Consider the following 18,168-nt stretch of genomic DNA (forward strand, 5'->3'; position numbering starts at 1 on the left):
GATAACTGATTCCGGTCAAAAAACTGCTGGTTCGTTACTTGGAGGACTATATTAGCACTCTCTCGGGGGGAGTGCTAATGAGCCTTTTCAATGGGCGGATAGTGTCAATCTATTGCCAAAGCGTAACTGTTATAGAGTCTTACTTTAGAGTGCACATGAGAAGAAAAGTTGTGCCAAATCAAAAAAATTGTGTGGCGCAGCGGACGAAAGACGGCATCTATGACAGCCGTGAAAGATGTTGTCGAACGGAAAGCAGTCCGCCCGACAGGCCCAGGAGGGCACTCATCGCAAGCAGCCCCGCAGTGGACACGGGATTCAAGGGAGCCAGCCGAAACTCGGAGGCGTAGAGGCGCGCAAACTCCGTTATGGCCTGGTTCAGGGGATGCAATGCCAGTGCCACCATACCCAATGCCACCACGCCGGCCAATGCTCCCAGCAATGCACCACTATAGTAAAAAGGACGGTAAATATAGCTGTCGGTGGCGCCAAACAGGCGCGACACTTCAATTTCCTCCCGCTGCGTCATGACTTGCAGCCGGATCGTGTTGAATACCACTGCCACCACCACCACGCCCAGCGTCATGGCGAGGAATGCCAGTGCCAGACGCAATACATGCATCAATGCGGCGAGGCGCTTCACCCAAGCCGAATCGACTTGCACGTACTCGACGCCCGGCAGGGCCTTCAGTCTTGCTGCAATGGCGTCGGCCTTCGTTGCATCGGATGCGTTCTGGAAACCGGCCAATTTGAGGACATAGGCATCCGGTAATGGATTTTCACCCAGGGTCGTCAAGGCATCAGACAGACCGGTTTTTGCCTTCAGCATCGTGAGCGCGCGTTCCCGCGGTACGAACTCCAGCTTGCCTGCGCTTCCCGTCTCTTGCACGACGCGCCGGATTTGCGGCGCAAGCGCCGTGACGCGTTCGCGCGCAGTATCCATTGCCATGAAAATGCTGATCTCCGGCTCGACCGCGAACTGCTCCGATACCGGGCGTACGTTTTCCAGCACGGTCAGGCCGGCGAAGGGCAGCGACAAGGCAATCGCCACGACCAGCGTGTTCAGCGCGAAACTGCCAGGCATCTTGCGCAGATGGTTCAATGCTGCCGAAAATGCGGAAAAATGCTGCCGGAGCCAAGTCCTCATGCGTTGCCCCTTTCGCCAAACGCAGCGCTCTCGCTCGCGGCGAGTTTTCCCTGGTTCAGGTAAATCACGCGTTGTGCGCCGGCCAGAATCTGTTCGTCATGCGTGGAAATGATGCAGGTGGCGCCGACGCCGTGAAACGACTTCAGCGCGTCGAGCACTTTCGTTGCGCTGGCGCGGTCGAGATTGGCGGTGGGTTCATCGGCGAGGATGACTTGCGGCTTGTTCACGATCGCGCGGGCAATTGCCACCCGCTGCTGCTCGCCACCCGACAGGCTCAGGGGGGCGAACAAGGCCTTGTCCAGCAGGCCCACCTTGTCCAGTGCGGCGCGCGCACGTTTCTCCGCGTCGGATTTCGCGGTTCCGACGACGATCAGCGGCAGCATGACATTGGTCAGCACATTGCGGTCGGACAGCAGGCGCTGCTGCTGGAAAATCAATCCAAGATTGCGTCGCAGGTAAGGCAGGCCGGACGGTTTGATGCGGCCAATGTCCTGGCCGTTGACGGTGAGAATGCCGGCACTCGGACGTTCCAGCGCAGCAATCATTTTCAGCAGGGTCGATTTGCCGGCGCCGGAAGGGCCGGACAGGAAAAACAGCTCCCCTTTCGGAATCGACAGCGTGATATCGGACAGCGCCATCGATTTGCCGGAATACTGCTTCGACACCTTTTGAAATTCAATCATCGTCGCTCAACTCAACAGTGCATCCACGAATTCTTCTGCGTTGAACGGCTGCAGGTCCTCAATCTTTTCGCCGATGCCGATGAAGTACACCGGTATCGGCCGAGCCCTCGCGATGGCCGCCAGTACGCCGCCCTTCGCGGTACCGTCGAGCTTGGTCACGATCAGGCCGGTCAGTTGGAGGGCATCGTCGAACGCCTTCACCTGCGCCAGTGCATTCTGCCCCGTATTGCCGTCGATCACGAGCAGCAGTTCATGTGGCGCGCTCTCCATGCCCTTGCCGATCACGCGCTTGACCTTCTTCAGCTCTTCCATCAAGTGCAGCTGGGTCGGCAGGCGGCCGGCGGTATCGATCATCACGACGTTGGTGCCGCGTGCCTTCGCCGATTGCACCGCGTCGAAGGCGACGGCGGCGGGGTCGCCGGATTCCTGCGCGATGACGGTCACGTTGTTGCGCTGGCCCCAGATCGCGAGCTGTTCGCGGGCTGCGGCGCGGAAGGTGTCGCCGGCGGCCAGCAATACCGACTGCTCGTAGGATTGCAGATGTCTGGCCAGTTTGCCGATGGTGGTGGTCTTGCCGGCACCGTTGACGCCGGCGATCATCATCACGAGCGGTTGATGGCGGCCAAGCACCATCGGTTTCTGCAAGGGCTTCAGCATGTCGATCAGCAAGGTCCGCAGCGCATTCTTGACTTGCTCGCTCTCGGTCAGTTTTTCGTCCTTGACCTTTTTCTTCAGCGCATTCAACAGGATCTGCGTTGCTTCGACGCCCGCATCCGCCATCAAAAGTGCGGATTCGAGCTCCTCGTACAGGTCGTCATCGATCTTTGCGCCGACAAACAGCGTTGTCAGGTTGGACGAGGTTTTCGACAGTCCCGCCTTCAGGCGGTTGAGCCAGGATTGCTTCTGCTCCGCCGGCGGTGGCGGAGCGGCGAAGATTTCTCCTTGCGGCTCGGCAGGCGCTGCCGGTGCTTCACCTCTGATGCGGTCCAGCCACGATGACTTTTGCGCGGCAGCCTCCGGCATCGCTTCGGGAACTTTTTCCTCGAACGCAGGCTCCTGTGTTTCTACAGGAACGTCTTTGGGTTTTTTTTTGAAGAAACTAAACATCAGGAGTCGGGAACAAATGCGGCCGGTGACGCCTGTCAGCGCAGGCACGGAAAGAAGATACAATCGACTCACATTTTAACAGAGCAAAGATCATGAAATTCCGGGTTGCCACAATGTTGTCGGCATGGGCGCTGGTTTTGCTGCCCCTTGCCGTGCAGGCCGAGCCTGCGCAGGAATTCGTATTGCAGAACGGCATGAAGGTGGTGGTGAAGGAAGACCGTCGCGCGCCGACGGTTGCCCACATGGTGTGGTACAAGGTCGGCTCGATGGATGAGACCAACGGAACCACCGGCGTGGCACATGTGCTGGAGCACATGATGTTCAAGGGCACCAAAACCCTGAAGCCGGGCGAATTCAGCCAGCGTGTCGCGGCTCTGGGCGGACGCGAGAATGCGTTCACCAGCAAGGATTACACCGCGTACTACCAGCAGATCGAAAAGTCGAAGCTGGAAAAGGTCATGGCGCTCGAAGCCGATCGCATGGCAAACCTGGTGCTCGACAAGGAAGAATTCGCAAAGGAAATCCGGGTCGTCATGGAGGAGCGGCGCTGGCGCACCGACGATCAGGCGATCCCGCGCGTCTATGAAGCCATGAATGCCTCCGCATTCTTCGCGCATCCCTATCGTCATCCGATCGTGGGCTGGATGAGCGATTTGCAAAGCATGACGGTGGACGATGCCAAGGCGTGGTATCAGCACTGGTATGCGCCGAACAATGCGACGCTGGTCGTGACCGGCGACGTCGATGCCAAGGCGGTGCATGCGCTGGCGGAAAAATACTACGGCCGGCTTGCCCGCAAGACCCTGCAAGTCACCAGGCCGCAGACCGAGCCGCCGCAGACTGGCATCCGACGGCTGACGGTACACGCGCCGGCGGAGAATCCCTATGTGGTACTTGCGTTCAAGGCGCCGACATTGCGCAATGTCGAGCGCGACGACGACGTGCATGCACTGGACGTGCTCGCCGCGGTTCTCGACGGTTACGACAATGCGCGCCTGAATGCGAAGCTGGTGCGCACCGACAAGCTTGCCAATTCCGTCGGTGCCGGTTATTCCAGCATCGCACGCGGCCCGGTGCTGTTCCTGCTTGACGGTTCGCCGTCCAGGGGTACGACCACCGAGCAGCTCGAAGGGCTGCTGCGCGCGGAAGTCGAACGCATCGCGAAAGAGGGCGTGTCGGAAGAAGAGTTGAAGCGCGTCAAGACGCAATTGATCGCCGGACAGATTTACAAGCGCGACTCGATCTTCGGCCAGGCGATGGAGATCGGCGTGATGGAAACCACGGGGCTGTCTCATCGCGACATCGACCGCATCATCGACAAGCTCAGGGCCGTTACCGCGCAGCAGGTGCAATCCGTTGCGCAGCGATATTTCAAGGATGAGAGCCTGACGGTGGCGACGCTGGTGCCGCTGCCCTTGTCCGAAAAGAAGCCGCCGCCAGCCAGTCTGCGGCACTGATTGACGAATGACCTTGCGTTGCCCGGGGCGGCGAGTCGTCCCGAGTCCCGATGACGCATTTGCGGTCGTAACCTTGGCTCCAATATGAAAAAACTGATAGTCGCGATTGCGCTGGTGGCCAGCGCGAGTGCACATGCCGCGCTGCAAATCCAGACGTGGACGCTGGAAAACGGCGCGCGCGTGCTTTTTGTGGAAAACCACTCGATACCGATGTTCGATGTCAGCGTCGAATTCGACGCGGGATCACGGCGGGATCCACAAGGCAAGACCGGCACGGCGTCGATCACCAATGCGATGCTGGCGCGCGGCTTGCGCGCCGTCGATGCGCCGGTTGCCGAGCCGGCAATGACGGAGGCGCAGATCTCGGATGCGCTGGCCGATACCGCTGCACAGCGTGGCGGCGGAGCCGGCATCGACCGCGCCGGCGCAAGCTTGCGGACGCTCTCCAGTCGCGCCGAGCGCGATACGGCGATTGCCTTGCTGGCGCGGCTGCTTGCGCAACCGAGCTTTCCGGAAAACCTGCTGGTGCGCGACAAGGCGCGCATCATCGCGGGCATCAGGGAAGACGACACCAAGCCCGAATCCATCGCGGGCAAGACGTTCTGGCGCGTGCTGTACGGCGCACATCCTTACGCCAGACGCGAGACGGCGGAATCGGTTGAGGCGATCACTCGCAATGACCTCGTCGATTTTCATCGCGCGCATTACGTCGCCAACCGCGCGGTGGTCGCGATGATCGGCGACGTCACGCGTGCCGATGCGGAAGCGATCGCGAGGCAATTGACGAGCCGCTTGCCGCAAGGCGCGCCGCTGCCCACGATGCCGGAAGTGCCCGCGCCGCATGGACAGGAAGAAAATATCGCGCATCCGGCGTCGCAGGCGCACATCATGATGGGCGTGCCCGCATTGGCGCGCGGCGATGCGGATTTTTTTCCGTTGACGGTCGGGAATTATGTGCTGGGCGGCGGCGGATTCGTGTCGCGTCTGACGCGAGAGGTGCGCGAAAAGCGCGGCCTGTCCTACAGTGTCTACAGCTACTTCAACCCGCTGGCGCAGGAAGGACCGTTTCAGATCGGCTTGCAGACACAGAAAGAGCAATCCGGCGAGGCGCTGAAGGTGGTGCACGACACGCTGGCGACATTCCTGCGTGACGGCCCGACGCCGCAGGAAGTGCAGGCGGCCAAGGACAACCTGATAGGCGGATTTGCGTTGCGCATCGACAATAACCGCAAGATTCTCGACAACATTGCGATGATCGGTTTTTACAATCTGCCACTCGATTACCTTGATACATGGACGGCGAATGTCGCCAAGGTCACGGCATCGGATATCAAGACGGCATTCAACCGGAAAATCGCGCCCGGCAAGCTGGCGACGGTAGTGGTGGGGAACGGGAAATAGCAGGCAGATGGCAATGCAGAAAAAAACAATCAGGAAGTCATCGCCGGCGCGCGGCGGCCATTCCAGCGTGCCGCGTCAGGTGCGGATCATCGGCGGCCAGTGGAAGCGCACGCCATTGGCGGTGTCGGAAGCGGAAGGCTTGCGGCCGACGCCCGACCGGGTGCGCGAAACGGTGTTTAACTGGATCAATCATTTGTTCGATGGCACATGGCATGATGTGTCGTGCCTGGACCTGTTCGCCGGCACCGGGGCGCTCGGATTCGAAGCCGCCAGCCGAGGCGCCGCGCGCGTCGTGATGATTGAATCGAATATGCAAGCGGTCCGGCAATTGGAGGCAACCAGGGCTAAACTGAAAGCGGAACAGATCGACATCGTGCGCGGCGACGCACTGTCAGCGGCGCAGCGACTGGCTTCCCGTGCAGGCACTGGCGGAGCGCGGTTCGACGTGATCTTCCTCGATCCACCGTATCATCAGGACTTGATCGGCAAGATGCTGCCCTTGTGCAGTCCGCTGCTGTCCGAAGGAGGTTTGGTATATGTCGAGGCAGAGGAGGCGCTGGACAGCGGAGATGTGCCGGAATGGCTTCACGGCTGGCAGGTGGTTCGCGCCGACAAGGCCGGCATGGTTTTTTATCACTTGCTGCAACGCAATACATCGCCTCATTTTGAGGCATAATGCGCTTTCTTTACGATCAGGGGAGCCGCGATGGTCACTGCCGTTTATCCGGGAACGTTCGATCCACTCACGCGAGGACACGAGGATTTGGTGCGTCGCGCGTCCGGCCTGTTCGATAAATTGATCGTCGGCGTTGCGGACAGCCAGAACAAGCGGCCGTTCTTTTCGCTGGACGAGCGCCTGTCGATCGCCGACGAGGTCCTTGGCCACTATCCGAATGTGCAGGTGGAAGGTTTCTCCGGCTTGCTGAAGGATTTTGTGCGGCGTCACGATGCTCGCGTGATCGTGCGCGGCCTGCGCGCGGTGTCCGATTTCGAATACGAGTTTCAGATGGCCGGGATGAACCGTTATCTGCTGCCGGATGTCGAAACCTTGTTTCTGACGCCTTCGGATCAATATCAATTCATATCCGGCACCATTGTGCGCGAGATCGCCACTCTGGGCGGCGATGTGTCGAAGTTTGTATTCCCGTCGGTGGAGAAATGGTTGAAGAAGAAACTTGCCGAGTCAGCGAAATAGCCGTTGGGAGCGTCATGTTGTTGGAGTTGCAGGAGGACTTATGGCATTGATGATTACGGACGAATGCATCAATTGCGATGTGTGCGAGCCGGAATGCCCGAATGACGCGATTTACATGGGGCCGGAAATCTACGAGATCGATCCCCACAAATGCACCGAATGCGTCGGTCATTTCAACGAGCCGCAATGCCAGCAAGTCTGCCCGGTGAGCTGCATTCCCTTCAATCCTGCCTGGCGCGAAACGAAGGAGCAGTTGCTGGAGAAGTATGAAAAGCTGCAGGCGGAGTTGAAAGCCTAGTGCGGGTTCTCTTGCTGCGGGTGCATGCTGACTACTGCTCCGCGATTTTTCGAATCCGGCCCCTGTCCGGGCGAACGCCCGTCAAAACACGAGGGTGACCTCAACCTCCTGCCCCACACGCAGCACCTGTCCTTCCCCTTCGAGCAATATCGCATTCATGCCGAACGTGATGCCGCCATCGACCTTCGGGTTGACGCGATAAGTCCGCAGGATGTCCAGCGGATCGGGGCCGATCACGCCGGTGGCCTGGTCGATGGAGGGAATGGGGCAGCGCGGACACGGCTTCACCGGCTTGAGCGAGGCATCGCCGAGCTTGAACGACTCGGCATAATCCTCTTCAAATGCGTCGATGCCGTTGATCACGATATTCGGCCGGAAGCGGCTCATCGGCAAGGTCGCACGTCCCTGCGCGACCAGCTTGTCATTCAGATCCGCAAGCGAAGCTTCGGAAATCACCAGCATCGGATAGCCATCCGAGAACAGCGTGGGCGCTTCAACGGCATTGGTCCACTTCTTGTTCGCACTGCGCTGCGCATGCGGATGAAAACGCACCAGCCGGCATGGCGTGCCCAGAAAGTTGGAAAACCACACCGCAGTCGTCTCGTCGCAGTCGTAGGCCTTGAGCGTATCGTTCCAGACGCGCACGTCGCGCGTCGGCGCCTGGTCCGGGTCCGGCAGGTCGAGCGGAATCTCGAGGCCGAGCATGCCGGGCGCGCGCAGCTCCAGCGTGTCGGCCTTGATGCGCGGCTTGATCAGCGCCATCCGGGGATGGTCGCGCTGCGTGAGGAATTCACCCCGGGCATCGACTACCATCCACTCACGGTCGTAGATATGCTCGCTCATCAGGCCTGCCTGCGTGAGCGTGGCTTCGCGCAAGGCGATGCCGCCGCAGGATTTGACGGGATACAGATTCAGTTCGGTGAGTATGGGCATGGTGGCTTTTCCTGGTTTGGTGCGCGAAGCGGCAGAGGCTATTTTCTCTGCGTATTCCTGACTTTTTTGCGCTCTGCCTCAAGGGAGGCCAGCGCGCTATCTATGCCATCCCAGTTCTCCGCAGCAGCATTGATGGCGTCGACCATGATTTCATTGGCCTTGTCCTGGCTGGCGTAGGTGTTTACCTGGGTGTTCATGCTGGCAAAATCGCCGGTCGCGATGCCGGTATCAAAATCGATGACCGACAGCGTTGCCCAGCCAATGGACTGGTTCGCCAGCACGGTGGCCATGGCGTTAATCTGTATGCGCGCCTTTGCACGGTTCAGCTTTGCGCATAGCGAATTGTATTTTTGTTCGGAGAACTTCCACCCGCCATGCCGCTTGAACGCGGCGGCGATATCATCACCTCTGACGCTGGTAATTCTGCATTCGGCATTCACTGACAATGCGGCCATTGAAAGTGCCGCCATCACACACAACTTCGCTTTCATCTTTATCCTTTTTTATTCATGCCGCTCATTTGGCAGCGCAAACAGTTTACACAAACGGCGCGGAACCTGCCCCGGTTCGCCTCGTGATGTTTCCACTGCCGCAAACCCGCGAAAAGAAAACCCCGCCATCTCGGTGATGGCGGGGCTTGTCGGCTTTCATGACGTCCGGAGACGTCCGAAGAATGATCAGACGTTGAACAGGAAGTTCAGCACGTCGCCATCCTTGACGACGTATTCCTTGCCTTCGGCGCGCATCTTGCCCGCTTCCTTCGCGCCCTGTTCGCCCTTGTAAGCGATGTAATCGTCGTAGGAAATGGTCTGCGCGCGGATGAAGCCGCGTTCGAAATCGGTATGGATCACGCCGGCAGCCTGCGGTGCCGTCGCGCCGACCGGAACCGTCCATGCGCGCACTTCCTTGACGCCCGCAGTGAAGTAGGTCTGCAGGCCCAGCAACTTGAACCCGGCGCGAATCAGGCGGTCCAGTCCCGGCTCTTCCATCCCCATGTCGGCAAGGAAGGCACCTTTGTCTTCGTCGTCGAGATCGGCGATTTCGGCCTCGATCGCGGCGCAGATCGCGACGATCGGTGCGCTCTGCTCCTGCGCGTAGGCGGTCAGCTGGTCCAGCAAGGGGTTGTTGCTGAAGCCGGTGTCCGATACGTTTGCGACATACATCGCCGGTTTTGCCGTGATCAGGCACATCGATTTGATCAGCGCCATTTCCTCCGCATCGAGCCCCATGGCGCGTACCGGTTTGGCGTCGTTCAGCTGCGGCAGGATGCGCTCCAGCACGGCGACCAGCTTGATCGCATCCTTGTCGCCGGATTTCGCCTTCTTGCCCTCGCGGATGATCGCCTTTTCCACGGTGCCCATGTCGGCCAGCGCGAGCTCGGTCTGGATCACGGCGATATCGTCGAGCGGGCTGACCTTGCCGGCGACGTGCACCACATTCGGATCTTCGAAGCAGCGCACGACATTGACGATGGCATCGGTTTCACGAATGTGCGCGAGGAACTGATTGCCGAGTCCCTCGCCTTTGGAGGCGCCCGCCACGAGGCCGGCGATGTCGACGAATTCCACCGTTGCGGGCAGGATGCGCTCGGGCTTGACGATTTCCGCCAGCGCATTCAGGCGCGAATCCGGCACTTCGACGATACCGACGTTGGGTTCGATCGTGCAGAAGGGATAGTTTTCCGCAGCGATGCCGGCCTTGGTCAGCGCATTGAACAGAGTGGATTTGCCGACGTTAGGCAGGCCGACGATGCCGCATTTGAGACTCATGGTGTGTGTTTCGTTAAGGTATGGAGTAACCCGCTATTTTACCGTAGGCGCTCGGATCGACCGGGTCAGATGGACTTGACCAGGCGTAAATCGGGCTTCTCGACGAAGGCCGCAAGTTCATCGCGCAGGCGCGCGCCCTCGCTGATCGCGAGTTTCCAGTTGAGGATGCGGAAGTCATCGTTCGCGCCATAGGACAGGAAATCCTTGCGATCCGGTAGTTTGCCGCGCGACAGGGTTTGCAGAAATGCACGCGACGGCGAGATCAAAATGACATTGTCGAGCCAGTTCCGGCTGCTTCCGGTGCCGGCGCGCCGCCACGGGAATTGCTTGTCGAACCAGCCGGGCACGATGCGTTCGCCGAAATGCGGATACAGCACCAGCCCGCCTTCGGGATTGCCGGCAACGCGAGAATAGGGCAGGGCAAGATGGTAATCGATCAGGCCGCCATCCCAGTAGGTGCCGACGGGGGCATGTGCGATGTGTCGCACCGGCTCCATGATGAAGGGCAGCGTGCCCGAGGCCAGCAACGCTGCCGCGATGTTGTCCGGTAACAGCGGTGCGAAATGCGTGTCGAAGGCATCGAATCGCGCCTTCAGCCAGAAGGCCGGATCCCGGGCGTCGCCGAGTACAACCCGTTCAAGGTGATGAGCCAGCTGGCTGCGCGAAATCAGATTGCCGAGTACTGCAGCGCTGAAGCCGGCCATTTCGGAGATCTTCAAGCGCGGTGCTTTCAGCAGTCTGCTGCCGCGTGATGCAAGAATGTGCAGCCGATGGTGCGGGTGTTGCGTGACTTCGGACTCATGTCCGCCCATGAAGTCGCCAAGGAGTTGCTTGCAGAATTCCGTCACCATGCGCGGCGATGTCCTGGGCGGATAGCGTTGTTCGCTATACAAATCCCCTAGGCGCTGAAATGCCGCGACGGGATCGGCATGGCAGGCCGCGGCCATCCGCCACGCACCGATCGATGCGCCGATCAGTGTTCGTTCGCGCTGCGCGGACGGCAGCCAGCGGCCGAACAGCCACTGGTCCAGCTTCTGGAAAATCAATCCCTTCGGTCCGCCGGCAGCGGCTGGAATGATCGCGATGTCCTGCGCCCGCAATCCGTGTTCGCGCAAATGCGCCAGCGCTTTCGGGCCCGCATGTATCGCGAGGGCGTTCATGGTGCTGTGCCGGATTGTCGCGCCTGGCTCATTTCGAGGTGTGAAGCTGCATCATCGCCGCCTCGAACTTTCCTTCGCACAGGAGCGGGACGACAGCGATGCTTTTTTCAATGGCTTCGTCGATCAGCGGCTGCTCTTCCTTGCGCGGGCGGTGCAGCACGAAGTCGACGACTTGCTGTTGCAGATTGAGCGCGCGCGGATGTCCGATGCCGATCCGCAAGCGCCAGTAATCCTGCGTGCCCAGCGCCGCGGTGATGTCCTTCAAGCCATTGTGTCCGCCGGACGAGCCGCCTTTCTTGATTTTCGCGGTGCCGGGCGGAAGGTCGAGTTCGTCGTGCACGACCAGGATCTCGTCCGGCGCGAACTTGTAAAAGCGCGCCAGTGCACCCACCGATTGGCCCGAGCGGTTCATGTAGGTCTGTGGTTCGAGCAGCCAGACATCCTGTCCGGCGATCGACTTTCTGGCGGCCAGCGCGTGGTAGCGCGACTCGCGTGTCAGGGCGCCGCTGGCGAGCGCATCGACCAGCCAGAATCCTGCGTTGTGGCGGGTCAGTTCGTATTCCGGGCCGGGGTTGCCGAGGCCGACTATCAGGCGTATGGGCATGACGTTTTCGACGGAGTTGTTGAATGCGAGAAAAGCAGATTATCCCGGATATGGACGGTGACCGTCCAACGCGCTCATGAATGCTTGCGGCACGCTCGGGCGCGCAGGTCAGGGGAGGGCATGCTTGCGAAAAACAAAAAAACCCGCCACGTGCGGCGGGTTTTTCGATGCTGCAGCATTGCTGCGAATGCCGGATTACTTCTTTTCTTCCGTATTCTCAGCGTCAGCGCCTTCCGCCGATACCTGGCCTGCGGGGATGCTGGCGGTAGCGATGGTCGGATTGTCCTGGCCGCCGTGCGCCACGGCAGTCACGCCCTTGGGCAGTTGAATCTCGGACAGGTGGATCGACTGGCCTGCTTCCATCTTGGACAGATCGATTTCGATGAACTCAGGCAGGTCGCCCGGCAGGCAGGACACATCCAGATCGTTCATCACGTGGCTGATGACAGCGGATGACAGTTTCACGGCCGGCGAGACTTCCGCATTGATGAAGTGCAGAGGCACCTTGGTGTGAAGCTTCTGCTTGGCATCGACGCGCTGGAAGTCGACGTGCATCACGAGTTGCTTGTATGCGTGTACCTGGAAGTCGCGCAGCAGGACTTTTTCGACCTTGCCTTCGATCTCCATGTCGAGGATCGACGAATGGAATGTTTCCTTCTTCAGTGCGTGGTACAGCGCGTTATGGTCGAGCGAGATGGCAACCGGCTCGCTGGTGCCGCCGTAGATGATGCCGGGAGTCTGGCCGGCATTGCGCAGGCGGCGGCTCGCTCCGGACCCCTGCTCTTTGCGTGGAAATGCGATTACTTTCATTTTATGGCTCCAATGTTTGCAAGGCGCTGCCTTGCGGTGCAGTCCCCCGCGACCAGGGGACGTGAAAACCTGCCTTCATTTGAAGGCAGGAAAAAACGGTTGTTAGTCCGCGAACAGCGACATCACCGAGTCGCCCTTGGTAATGCGCTTGAACGTCTCGGCCAGCAGATCCGCGCATGTCAGTTGGCGAATCTTCTCGCAGGCCCGGGCGGCCGGCGACAGGGGAATGGTGTCGGTGACGACCAGTTCGTCCAGCGGCGAATTCGTGATGCGCTCGATTGCGGGGCCGGACAGCACAGGGTGGGTACAGTAGGCGATGACCTTCTTCGCGCCGCGGTCCTTCAGGACTTCCGCAGCCTTGGTCAGGGTGCCTGCGGTATCGACCATGTCGTCCATGATCACGCAGTTGCGGCCTTCGACTTCACCGATGATGTTCATGACTTCCGACACATTCGCCTTCGGACGGCGCTTGTCGATGATCGCCAGATCGCAGTCGAGGCGCTTGGCAAGCGCGCGCGCGCGCACCACGCCGCCAACGTCCGGCGACACGACGAGCAGATCTTCGTACTTCTTGCTCACCAGATCGCTCAACAGGATCGGCGATGCATAAATGTTATCAACCGGAATATCAAAGAAGCCCTGAATCTGGTCGGCGTGCAGATCCATGATCAGCACGCGCTCGACACCGGCTTCCTGCAGCATGTTGGCAACAACCTTGGCCGAAATGGCAACACGCGCCGAACGCGGGCGGCGATCCTGACGTGCATAGCCGAAGTAGGGAATCGCGGCGGTAATGCGACCGGCGGATGCGCGCTTCAAGGCATCGACCATCAGCATGATTTCCATCAGGCTGTCGTTGGTTGGCGCGCAAGTCGATTGCAGAACGAAGACATCCTTGCCGCGCACGTTCTCGTTGATCTCGACCATGACTTCGCCGTCGGAGAATTTCGAGACAACTGCTTTGCCGAGGGGAATGCCGAGCTGCTTTGCAACGCCGGCTGCCAGTTCCGGATTGGCATTGCCGGTAAAAACCATCAGGTTCTCAAGGGCCATGGGATACCTAGTGCGATCGTGAAAGTTAAAAAGCCGCCAGTGCTTGACTGTCTCGTCTTGCAGTGGCGGCTTGATTATTGCGGTCTTGTTGCTTTTGAGTTACTGGCAGGGGAAGAAGGATTCGAACCTTCGAATGCCGGAATCAAAATCCGGTGCCTTGACCAACTTGGCGACTCCCCTACACAACCGGGTGTCTGTCGTCACACCTTTGCGCTTGCACGATGCAACGTCAAACAAATTCTTGGCTACGACTTCAGCAAATGCGAGAGCGGATGACGCTCGATCGATCTGGCCTTCCATGCTGTCCAGTTTGCCGGGCCGATTTTCAGCACTTGTTCAAGTGCCAAATCGGCTTCGTGCTCCTGCTGAAATGCACAGAAAACGCACGCTCCGGAACCAGTCATTCTTGCTTCGCCATAAGGCTTGAGCCACTCAAGGGCTTCGGCAATGGGCGGGAACAGCTTGGTTGCCACGACTTGCAGGTCGTTTTTTCCGAAGCCAATGGAGGCCTCAGGAAAGTCCGATATTCTGACGGGTTTTGAATCCCTTGTCAATTCCGGTGAGGCAAAAATTGATGCGGTCGGGACCGATACCCCCGGTTCGATCACCAGATACCAGCAATCCGGCGCCGCGACCGCCTGCAATTCTTCGCCGACGCCTTCGGCAAATGCATTCCGGCCGAATATGAAAAACGGAACATCAGCGCCCAGTTGCAGGCCTAGTTTCATCAGTTGGGCGCGACTCTGGCCGGTTTGCCACAGATGGTTCAGGACGATCAGCGTCGTCGCGGCATCGGACGAGCCGCCGCCCAAGCCACCGCCCATGGGGAGGAGCTTTTCGATGGCGATGTTGGCACCGAGCGTCGAGCCGGTTGCCGATTTGAGCAGCTGTGCGGCGCGGACGATCAGGTCGGAATCTTCCGGCACGCCGACAACGTCGGTGGTGCGGCGAATTTCCCCGTCTTCACGGACCTCGAAATGCAGCAAATCGCCGTGGTCGATCAGTTGAAAGACGGTCTGCAACAGGTGGTAGCCGTCCGGGCGACGTCCGGTTACATGGAGAAACAGATTCAGCTTGGCGGGGGCGGGGCAGTTGTTCAGGGTACGGATCATTATTGCCATGAGTCGATGACGATGCGGATGGCGACATCGCCGGCCTGTGCGGTCTGGCGCTCCAGGTCGATGCGCCTTGGGCGGCTTGGTGCCGGGGTTTCATTCTGCCAGCTTGCGTAGTGGATGCGCCAGCCGTCGCGCGTGATGACGTCGGGCGATTGCGGCGATGCGATGACGCGCATCCCGGCTGCCTCAATCGCGAATCCTTGCAGCCAGTCGCGCAAGCCGGCGATCGGCAGCGGCCATCCCAGCGTGCCCTGGACCAGTGCATCAACATCGGCTGCAGTGCGCGGCGGTTCGTTGCCTTGCTTCAGACTTGCGCCGTTTGGCGAAACATCTATCTGTGCGACTGTCTGGCCCAATGGCGAGAGCAGTGTGACGCTGGTTTGCGCCATGTTTTGCGTCCAGACGAAATTGCCGTGCAAAGCCTCGTCCTTGCCGTTGTTCTGATAGCGCACGGAAAGTCGTCCGCTGAGGGCGATCTGCTCCTGGTAGGCGCGAGTTGATCCAGGTAACGGCGCGTCACTGCCGGGAGGCGGGGTCAGGCTCGCGCAACCGGCAATCAACAGTGAGAACACAAGCGGCGCAGCAAACCGTGCCGCACCGTGTATGAAGCACCAACTCATAACTGCACGTTCAGCCGCGCCAGCGTGCTCTTGAGAGTGTCGTTTTGCGGATCCTTGATTTGCGCGTCGCGCCACAGTTTTTGCGCGTCAGCCTTCTGTCCCTTGACCCACAATACCTCGCCCAGATGCACTGCTATTTCGGCATCGGGCCGCAGTTCATACGCGCGCTGCAGCAGTGCTTCGGCCTCCTTCAGGCGACCGAGCCGGAATTGCACCCATCCCATGCTGTCCATGATGAAGGGATCATCCGGTGCCAGCTTGAGGGCTTTTTCGATCAGTGCGTAGGCTTCGTCGAGGCGGATATTGCGTTCGGCGAATGAGTAGCCAAGTGCGTTGTAAGCGTGCTGGTTGTTCGGCGCCAGTTCGATGATCTTGCGCAGCGATGCTTCCATCACATCGAGCTGATTCCGCTTTTCCGCCAGCATCGCATAGTCGTACAGCAGGTCCGTATTGTTCGGAAAGCGCTTCACGCCTGCCTGCAGGACGGTCATGGCTTCCGGCAGCCGGTTTGCGTCGCGCAGCATCTGCGCCTCGGCGATGACAACCTGCGACTGTTCGCGCTCGCCGGAGGCGTTGATTTCGTGCAGCAGCTTGCGCGCCGATGCGAGGTCGCCGCGTTTGGCGTTGAGCTGCGCGCGCTTGATCTGTGCGCTGAAATAGCCTTCTCCCGGTTCGATCTGCGCCAGCCATTTGAGCGCCGTCGCGGGGTCTTTGCGCTCTTCCGCAATCTGCGCCAGGATCAAGAGCGCCTGGGTCGGATCGCGCTCTTCATCCGGCTGGGCCGACAGCGTTTCCAGATAGGCGGTCAGGTATTTCTCCGCGGCCGGCATGTCGTTGACCTGCGCGCTCAATATTCCGAGTGCGAACAGGGTGGTCAAATCCTGCGGCTGGTCCTTCAGCAGCGTTTCGAACTCGGCGCGCGCTTTCTTGTATTGCTGTTGATCGACCAGCATGCGGGCGTAGGCGACGCGCACTTCGCGTGATTTTGGATAGCGCGCCAGAAAGTCCGCCAGCAGCTTGGTTGCGTCGCTCTTGTCCGTCGATGCTTGCGCCAGCGTCAGGATCGCGAGTTCGGAATCCGGCCTGACCTTGAGTGCGAGTTGGGCCTCCTTGCGCGCACGCTCCACATCGCCCCTGCCGATTGCGCTTTGCGCCAGAGCAAGATGCGCTTCCGGAAGATCGCCATAGGGAGCGAGCACGTCTTCCAGCAGCGCAAACGCAGCCGATTTGTCCTTGGCGCGCGACAGCAAACGCTGGATCTGAAATGCCATCAAGCCGCGCGTGTGCGGACGCGCTTCCCTGAGCCGCTCCTCCAGTATCGGTTTTGCTTCGGACAGATTGTCGCCAAGAATGATGAAGCTCAAATTGTATTGAATGGCTTCGTCAGAGTGAGGAGCAAGCGTGCGCCACAGACGCACTGCAGTGAGTGCTTCGTCGGCCCGCTTTGCCGCCAGCGCCATCTCCGCGGCACGGCGCGCAATGCGCGGATCGCGCGTTTGCTGTGCCATCGCGAGCATCGTGACGTAACCGCTCTGCCAGTCGCCGCGCTGGTACGCGATTTCCGAACTCAACAGCTTGAACATCAGGTCCTCGGTCAGTTCGAGCGACGGCAAGCTGTCTTCGGTCGCCTGTTCGCCTGCCTTGGCGTTTACCTTGCGCGACGCATTTTCACCCTGCTGCAAACTGTCTTCGGCAGTCGCGACTCGCGCAGGAGAGTCGCCCGGCGCAGTGGCCGATTGCGGAGCTGCCGCGCACGCCGCCAGCACGGCTGGCAGAGTTACAATGAGAAGAAGGTTTTTCAATGGATATTCCTTGCTGATCAAGCCGATTTTTAATTCTACGCTCAACCAGCTCGTGATGGACATGGTTACATCAAGGACTTGATCCCATCGTTCTGCGCCAGCCTGACACGAGTTTTCTGCACCAATCATGCCCGAATTGCCTGAAGTTGAAGTTACCCGGCGCGGTGTCGCGCCATACCTGGAAGGACGCATCGTCACTGGCGTCACGCTGCGTCATAGCGGCTTGCGCTGGCCGTTTCCGGTGGATTTGCCGGAGCAGTTGCTCGGTCATGCAATTCGCGCCACCGGACGACGCGGCAAGTATTTGTTGATCCAGTTCGATCACGGCACGCTGATCGTTCATCTCGGCATGTCGGGGCATTTGCGGATACTGTCCATCGGGACGCCGCCGCAAAAGCATGATCATTTCGACCTCGTGATCGGAGATCAGCTGCTGCGCATGACTGATCCGCGGCGATTCGGCGCAGTGTTATGGCACGCACAACAAGATGGTGCGATTGACAACCATATCCTGTTGCGCGGCTTGGGAGTGGAGCCGCTGGAAGAGGCGTTTTCGGCGCAGCTCTTGTACCGGAATACGCGCAAACGCAGCGCCGCAATCAAACAGGTGTTGCTCGCAGGAGACATCGTTGTCGGCGTCGGCAACATCTATGCGTCAGAGAGCCTGTTCAAGGCCGGCATCAATCCGAAAACGCCGGCGCATCGCATCGGACTGGCCCGCTATGAAAAGCTGACGCAGGCGATACGCCAAACGCTGGCCGCGGCCATAGAGCAGGGCGGCAGCACATTGCGGGATTTCATCGGAGCCGACGGGCAGTCCGGATATTTTCAACAGAGTTACTTCGTCTATGACCGGACGGGCGACCCGTGCCGCATTTGCGGAAATCTGGTGAGGCAGATCACGCAGGGCCAGCGATCCACGTTTTACTGTGCAAATTGTCAAAAGTAGGGGCGGGTGCTAGTGTTCTGAATTACTGATGCCCAGCAGCAAGAAACCGGAAAAGGCTGGGGCGC

General features: G+C 59.7%; 19 protein-coding genes and 1 tRNA gene. 6 read left to right on the forward strand and 14 right to left on the reverse strand.

Going from position 1 to position 18,168, the window contains the following annotated elements; all coding sequences use genetic code 11:
- Nucleotides 1–217 precede the first annotated feature (217 nt).
- Genes D3870_RS02135 through ftsY form a run of 3 tightly spaced genes read right to left on the reverse strand, consistent with a single transcriptional unit; the run spans nt 218 to nt 2,934 of the window.
- A complete protein-coding gene (locus D3870_RS02135) occupies nt 218–1,144 on the reverse strand; it encodes a cell division protein FtsX (RefSeq protein WP_119736273.1) in 927 nt (308 codons plus the stop codon).
- Complete coding sequence (locus tag D3870_RS02140; RefSeq protein ID WP_119736275.1) at nt 1,141–1,827, reverse strand: cell division ATP-binding protein FtsE; 687 nt, start codon at nt 1,825–1,827, stop codon at nt 1,141–1,143. The genes D3870_RS02135 and D3870_RS02140 overlap by 4 nt, the downstream gene beginning before the upstream one ends.
- Nucleotides 1,828–1,833: 6 nt before the next feature.
- Nucleotides 1,834–2,934 carry a signal recognition particle-docking protein FtsY gene (ftsY, locus tag D3870_RS02145; protein ID WP_119736277.1) on the reverse strand — a complete coding sequence of 367 codons (1,101 nt, stop codon included), beginning with the start codon at nt 2,932–2,934 and terminating at the stop codon, nt 1,834–1,836.
- A gap of 92 nt (nt 2,935–3,026) precedes the next feature.
- On the opposite strand from ftsY, the gene D3870_RS02150 reads away from it, so the two are divergent.
- The 5 genes from D3870_RS02150 to D3870_RS02170 all read left to right on the forward strand — a co-directional run bounded on the left by D3870_RS02150 (nt 3,027) and on the right by D3870_RS02170 (nt 7,285).
- Nucleotides 3,027–4,391 carry a M16 family metallopeptidase gene (locus tag D3870_RS02150; RefSeq protein ID WP_119736279.1) on the forward strand — a complete coding sequence of 455 codons (1,365 nt, stop codon included), beginning with the start codon at nt 3,027–3,029 and terminating at the stop codon, nt 4,389–4,391.
- Nucleotides 4,392–4,475: 84 nt separating this feature from the next.
- Nucleotides 4,476–5,792, forward strand: a complete 1,317-nt coding sequence (locus D3870_RS02155; protein ID WP_119736281.1) for a M16 family metallopeptidase — start codon at nt 4,476–4,478, stop codon at nt 5,790–5,792.
- A gap of 13 nt (nt 5,793–5,805) precedes the next feature.
- A complete protein-coding gene (rsmD, locus tag D3870_RS02160) occupies nt 5,806–6,468 on the forward strand; it encodes a 16S rRNA (guanine(966)-N(2))-methyltransferase RsmD (protein WP_119736282.1) in 663 nt (220 codons plus the stop codon).
- Between the two features lie 30 nt (nt 6,469–6,498).
- On the forward strand, nt 6,499–6,987 hold the full coding sequence (gene coaD, locus D3870_RS02165) for a pantetheine-phosphate adenylyltransferase (protein WP_119736284.1): 489 nt from the start codon (nt 6,499–6,501) through the stop codon (nt 6,985–6,987).
- Nucleotides 6,988–7,027: 40 nt separating this feature from the next.
- Entirely contained in the window at nt 7,028–7,285 is a 258-nt protein-coding gene (locus D3870_RS02170) for a YfhL family 4Fe-4S dicluster ferredoxin (RefSeq protein ID WP_119736286.1), read from the forward strand.
- 81 nt (nt 7,286–7,366) lie between these two features.
- On the opposite strand, the gene D3870_RS02175 is transcribed toward D3870_RS02170, so the two are convergent.
- From D3870_RS02175 to D3870_RS02225, 11 genes are all read right to left on the reverse strand, one after another.
- Nucleotides 7,367–8,218, reverse strand: coding sequence for an MOSC domain-containing protein (locus D3870_RS02175; protein WP_119736288.1), 852 nt, complete (start codon nt 8,216–8,218; stop codon nt 7,367–7,369).
- A 38-nt stretch (nt 8,219–8,256) separates the two neighbouring features.
- Nucleotides 8,257–8,709 (reverse strand): hypothetical protein, encoded by a 453-nt coding sequence (locus D3870_RS02180; protein ID WP_147375685.1) that lies wholly within the window; start codon nt 8,707–8,709, stop codon nt 8,257–8,259.
- A 186-nt stretch (nt 8,710–8,895) separates the two neighbouring features.
- Entirely contained in the window at nt 8,896–9,987 is a 1,092-nt protein-coding gene (ychF, locus tag D3870_RS02185; protein WP_119736291.1) for a redox-regulated ATPase YchF, read from the reverse strand.
- A gap of 65 nt (nt 9,988–10,052) precedes the next feature.
- Nucleotides 10,053–11,147, reverse strand: a complete 1,095-nt coding sequence (locus D3870_RS02190) for a patatin-like phospholipase family protein (RefSeq protein ID WP_119736293.1) — start codon at nt 11,145–11,147, stop codon at nt 10,053–10,055.
- A gap of 28 nt (nt 11,148–11,175) precedes the next feature.
- Nucleotides 11,176–11,751 (reverse strand): aminoacyl-tRNA hydrolase, encoded by a 576-nt coding sequence (gene pth, locus D3870_RS02195; RefSeq protein WP_119736295.1) that lies wholly within the window; start codon nt 11,749–11,751, stop codon nt 11,176–11,178.
- Nucleotides 11,752–11,946: 195 nt separating this feature from the next.
- Nucleotides 11,947–12,561: a 50S ribosomal protein L25/general stress protein Ctc gene (locus D3870_RS02200; protein ID WP_119736297.1), complete on the reverse strand. Its 615-nt coding sequence runs from the start codon at nt 12,559–12,561 to the stop codon at nt 11,947–11,949.
- Between the two features lie 102 nt (nt 12,562–12,663).
- A complete protein-coding gene (locus D3870_RS02205) occupies nt 12,664–13,614 on the reverse strand; it encodes a ribose-phosphate pyrophosphokinase (protein WP_119736298.1) in 951 nt (316 codons plus the stop codon).
- Nucleotides 13,615–13,717: 103 nt separating this feature from the next.
- Nucleotides 13,718–13,794, reverse strand: a tRNA-Gln gene (locus tag D3870_RS02210).
- 65 nt (nt 13,795–13,859) lie between these two features.
- A complete protein-coding gene (gene ispE, locus D3870_RS02215; protein WP_119736300.1) occupies nt 13,860–14,726 on the reverse strand; it encodes a 4-(cytidine 5'-diphospho)-2-C-methyl-D-erythritol kinase in 867 nt (288 codons plus the stop codon).
- Nucleotides 14,726–15,304, reverse strand: a complete 579-nt coding sequence (gene lolB / locus D3870_RS02220; protein ID WP_242489833.1) for a lipoprotein insertase outer membrane protein LolB — start codon at nt 15,302–15,304, stop codon at nt 14,726–14,728. Before lolB ends, ispE begins: the two co-directional genes overlap by 1 nt.
- 44 nt (nt 15,305–15,348) lie before the next feature.
- Nucleotides 15,349–17,154: a tetratricopeptide repeat protein gene (locus D3870_RS02225; RefSeq protein ID WP_242489834.1), complete on the reverse strand. Its 1,806-nt coding sequence runs from the start codon at nt 17,152–17,154 to the stop codon at nt 15,349–15,351.
- A 127-nt stretch (nt 17,155–17,281) separates the two neighbouring features.
- Between D3870_RS02225 and mutM the strand changes: the two genes are divergently transcribed.
- Complete coding sequence (gene mutM, locus D3870_RS02230; protein ID WP_119736305.1) at nt 17,282–18,103, forward strand: bifunctional DNA-formamidopyrimidine glycosylase/DNA-(apurinic or apyrimidinic site) lyase; 822 nt, start codon at nt 17,282–17,284, stop codon at nt 18,101–18,103.
- The last annotated feature ends 65 nt before the right edge of the window (nt 18,104–18,168 follow it).

Origin of the sequence: Noviherbaspirillum cavernae (assembly GCF_003590875.1) — a bacterium.
GTDB classification, from domain to species: domain Bacteria; phylum Pseudomonadota; class Gammaproteobacteria; order Burkholderiales; family Burkholderiaceae_D; genus Noviherbaspirillum; species Noviherbaspirillum cavernae.

Bases quoted from the DNA above. Each gene is read 5' to 3' on its own strand.
- D3870_RS02135 (WP_119736273.1), bottom strand. From the start codon at position 1,144: ATGAGGACTTGGCTCCGGCAGCATTTTTCCGCATTTTCGGCAGCATTG.
- D3870_RS02140 (WP_119736275.1), bottom strand. From the start codon at position 1,827: ATGATTGAATTTCAAAAGGTGTCGAAGCAGTATTCCGGCAAATCGATG.
- ftsY (WP_119736277.1), bottom strand. From the start codon at position 2,934: ATGTTTAGTTTCTTCAAAAAAAAACCCAAAGACGTTCCTGTAGAAACA.
- D3870_RS02150 (WP_119736279.1), top strand. From the start codon at position 3,027: ATGAAATTCCGGGTTGCCACAATGTTGTCGGCATGGGCGCTGGTTTTG.
- D3870_RS02155 (WP_119736281.1), top strand. From the start codon at position 4,476: ATGAAAAAACTGATAGTCGCGATTGCGCTGGTGGCCAGCGCGAGTGCA.
- rsmD (WP_119736282.1), top strand. From the start codon at position 5,806: ATGCAGAAAAAAACAATCAGGAAGTCATCGCCGGCGCGCGGCGGCCAT.
- coaD (WP_119736284.1), top strand. From the start codon at position 6,499: ATGGTCACTGCCGTTTATCCGGGAACGTTCGATCCACTCACGCGAGGA.
- D3870_RS02170 (WP_119736286.1), top strand. From the start codon at position 7,028: ATGGCATTGATGATTACGGACGAATGCATCAATTGCGATGTGTGCGAG.
- D3870_RS02175 (WP_119736288.1), bottom strand. From the start codon at position 8,218: ATGCCCATACTCACCGAACTGAATCTGTATCCCGTCAAATCCTGCGGC.
- D3870_RS02180 (WP_147375685.1), bottom strand. From the start codon at position 8,709: ATGAAAGCGAAGTTGTGTGTGATGGCGGCACTTTCAATGGCCGCATTG.
- ychF (WP_119736291.1), bottom strand. From the start codon at position 9,987: ATGAGTCTCAAATGCGGCATCGTCGGCCTGCCTAACGTCGGCAAATCC.
- D3870_RS02190 (WP_119736293.1), bottom strand. From the start codon at position 11,147: ATGAACGCCCTCGCGATACATGCGGGCCCGAAAGCGCTGGCGCATTTG.
- pth (WP_119736295.1), bottom strand. From the start codon at position 11,751: ATGCCCATACGCCTGATAGTCGGCCTCGGCAACCCCGGCCCGGAATAC.
- D3870_RS02200 (WP_119736297.1), bottom strand. From the start codon at position 12,561: ATGAAAGTAATCGCATTTCCACGCAAAGAGCAGGGGTCCGGAGCGAGC.
- D3870_RS02205 (WP_119736298.1), bottom strand. From the start codon at position 13,614: ATGGCCCTTGAGAACCTGATGGTTTTTACCGGCAATGCCAATCCGGAA.
- ispE (WP_119736300.1), bottom strand. From the start codon at position 14,726: ATGATCCGTACCCTGAACAACTGCCCCGCCCCCGCCAAGCTGAATCTG.
- mutM (WP_119736305.1), top strand. From the start codon at position 17,282: ATGCCCGAATTGCCTGAAGTTGAAGTTACCCGGCGCGGTGTCGCGCCA.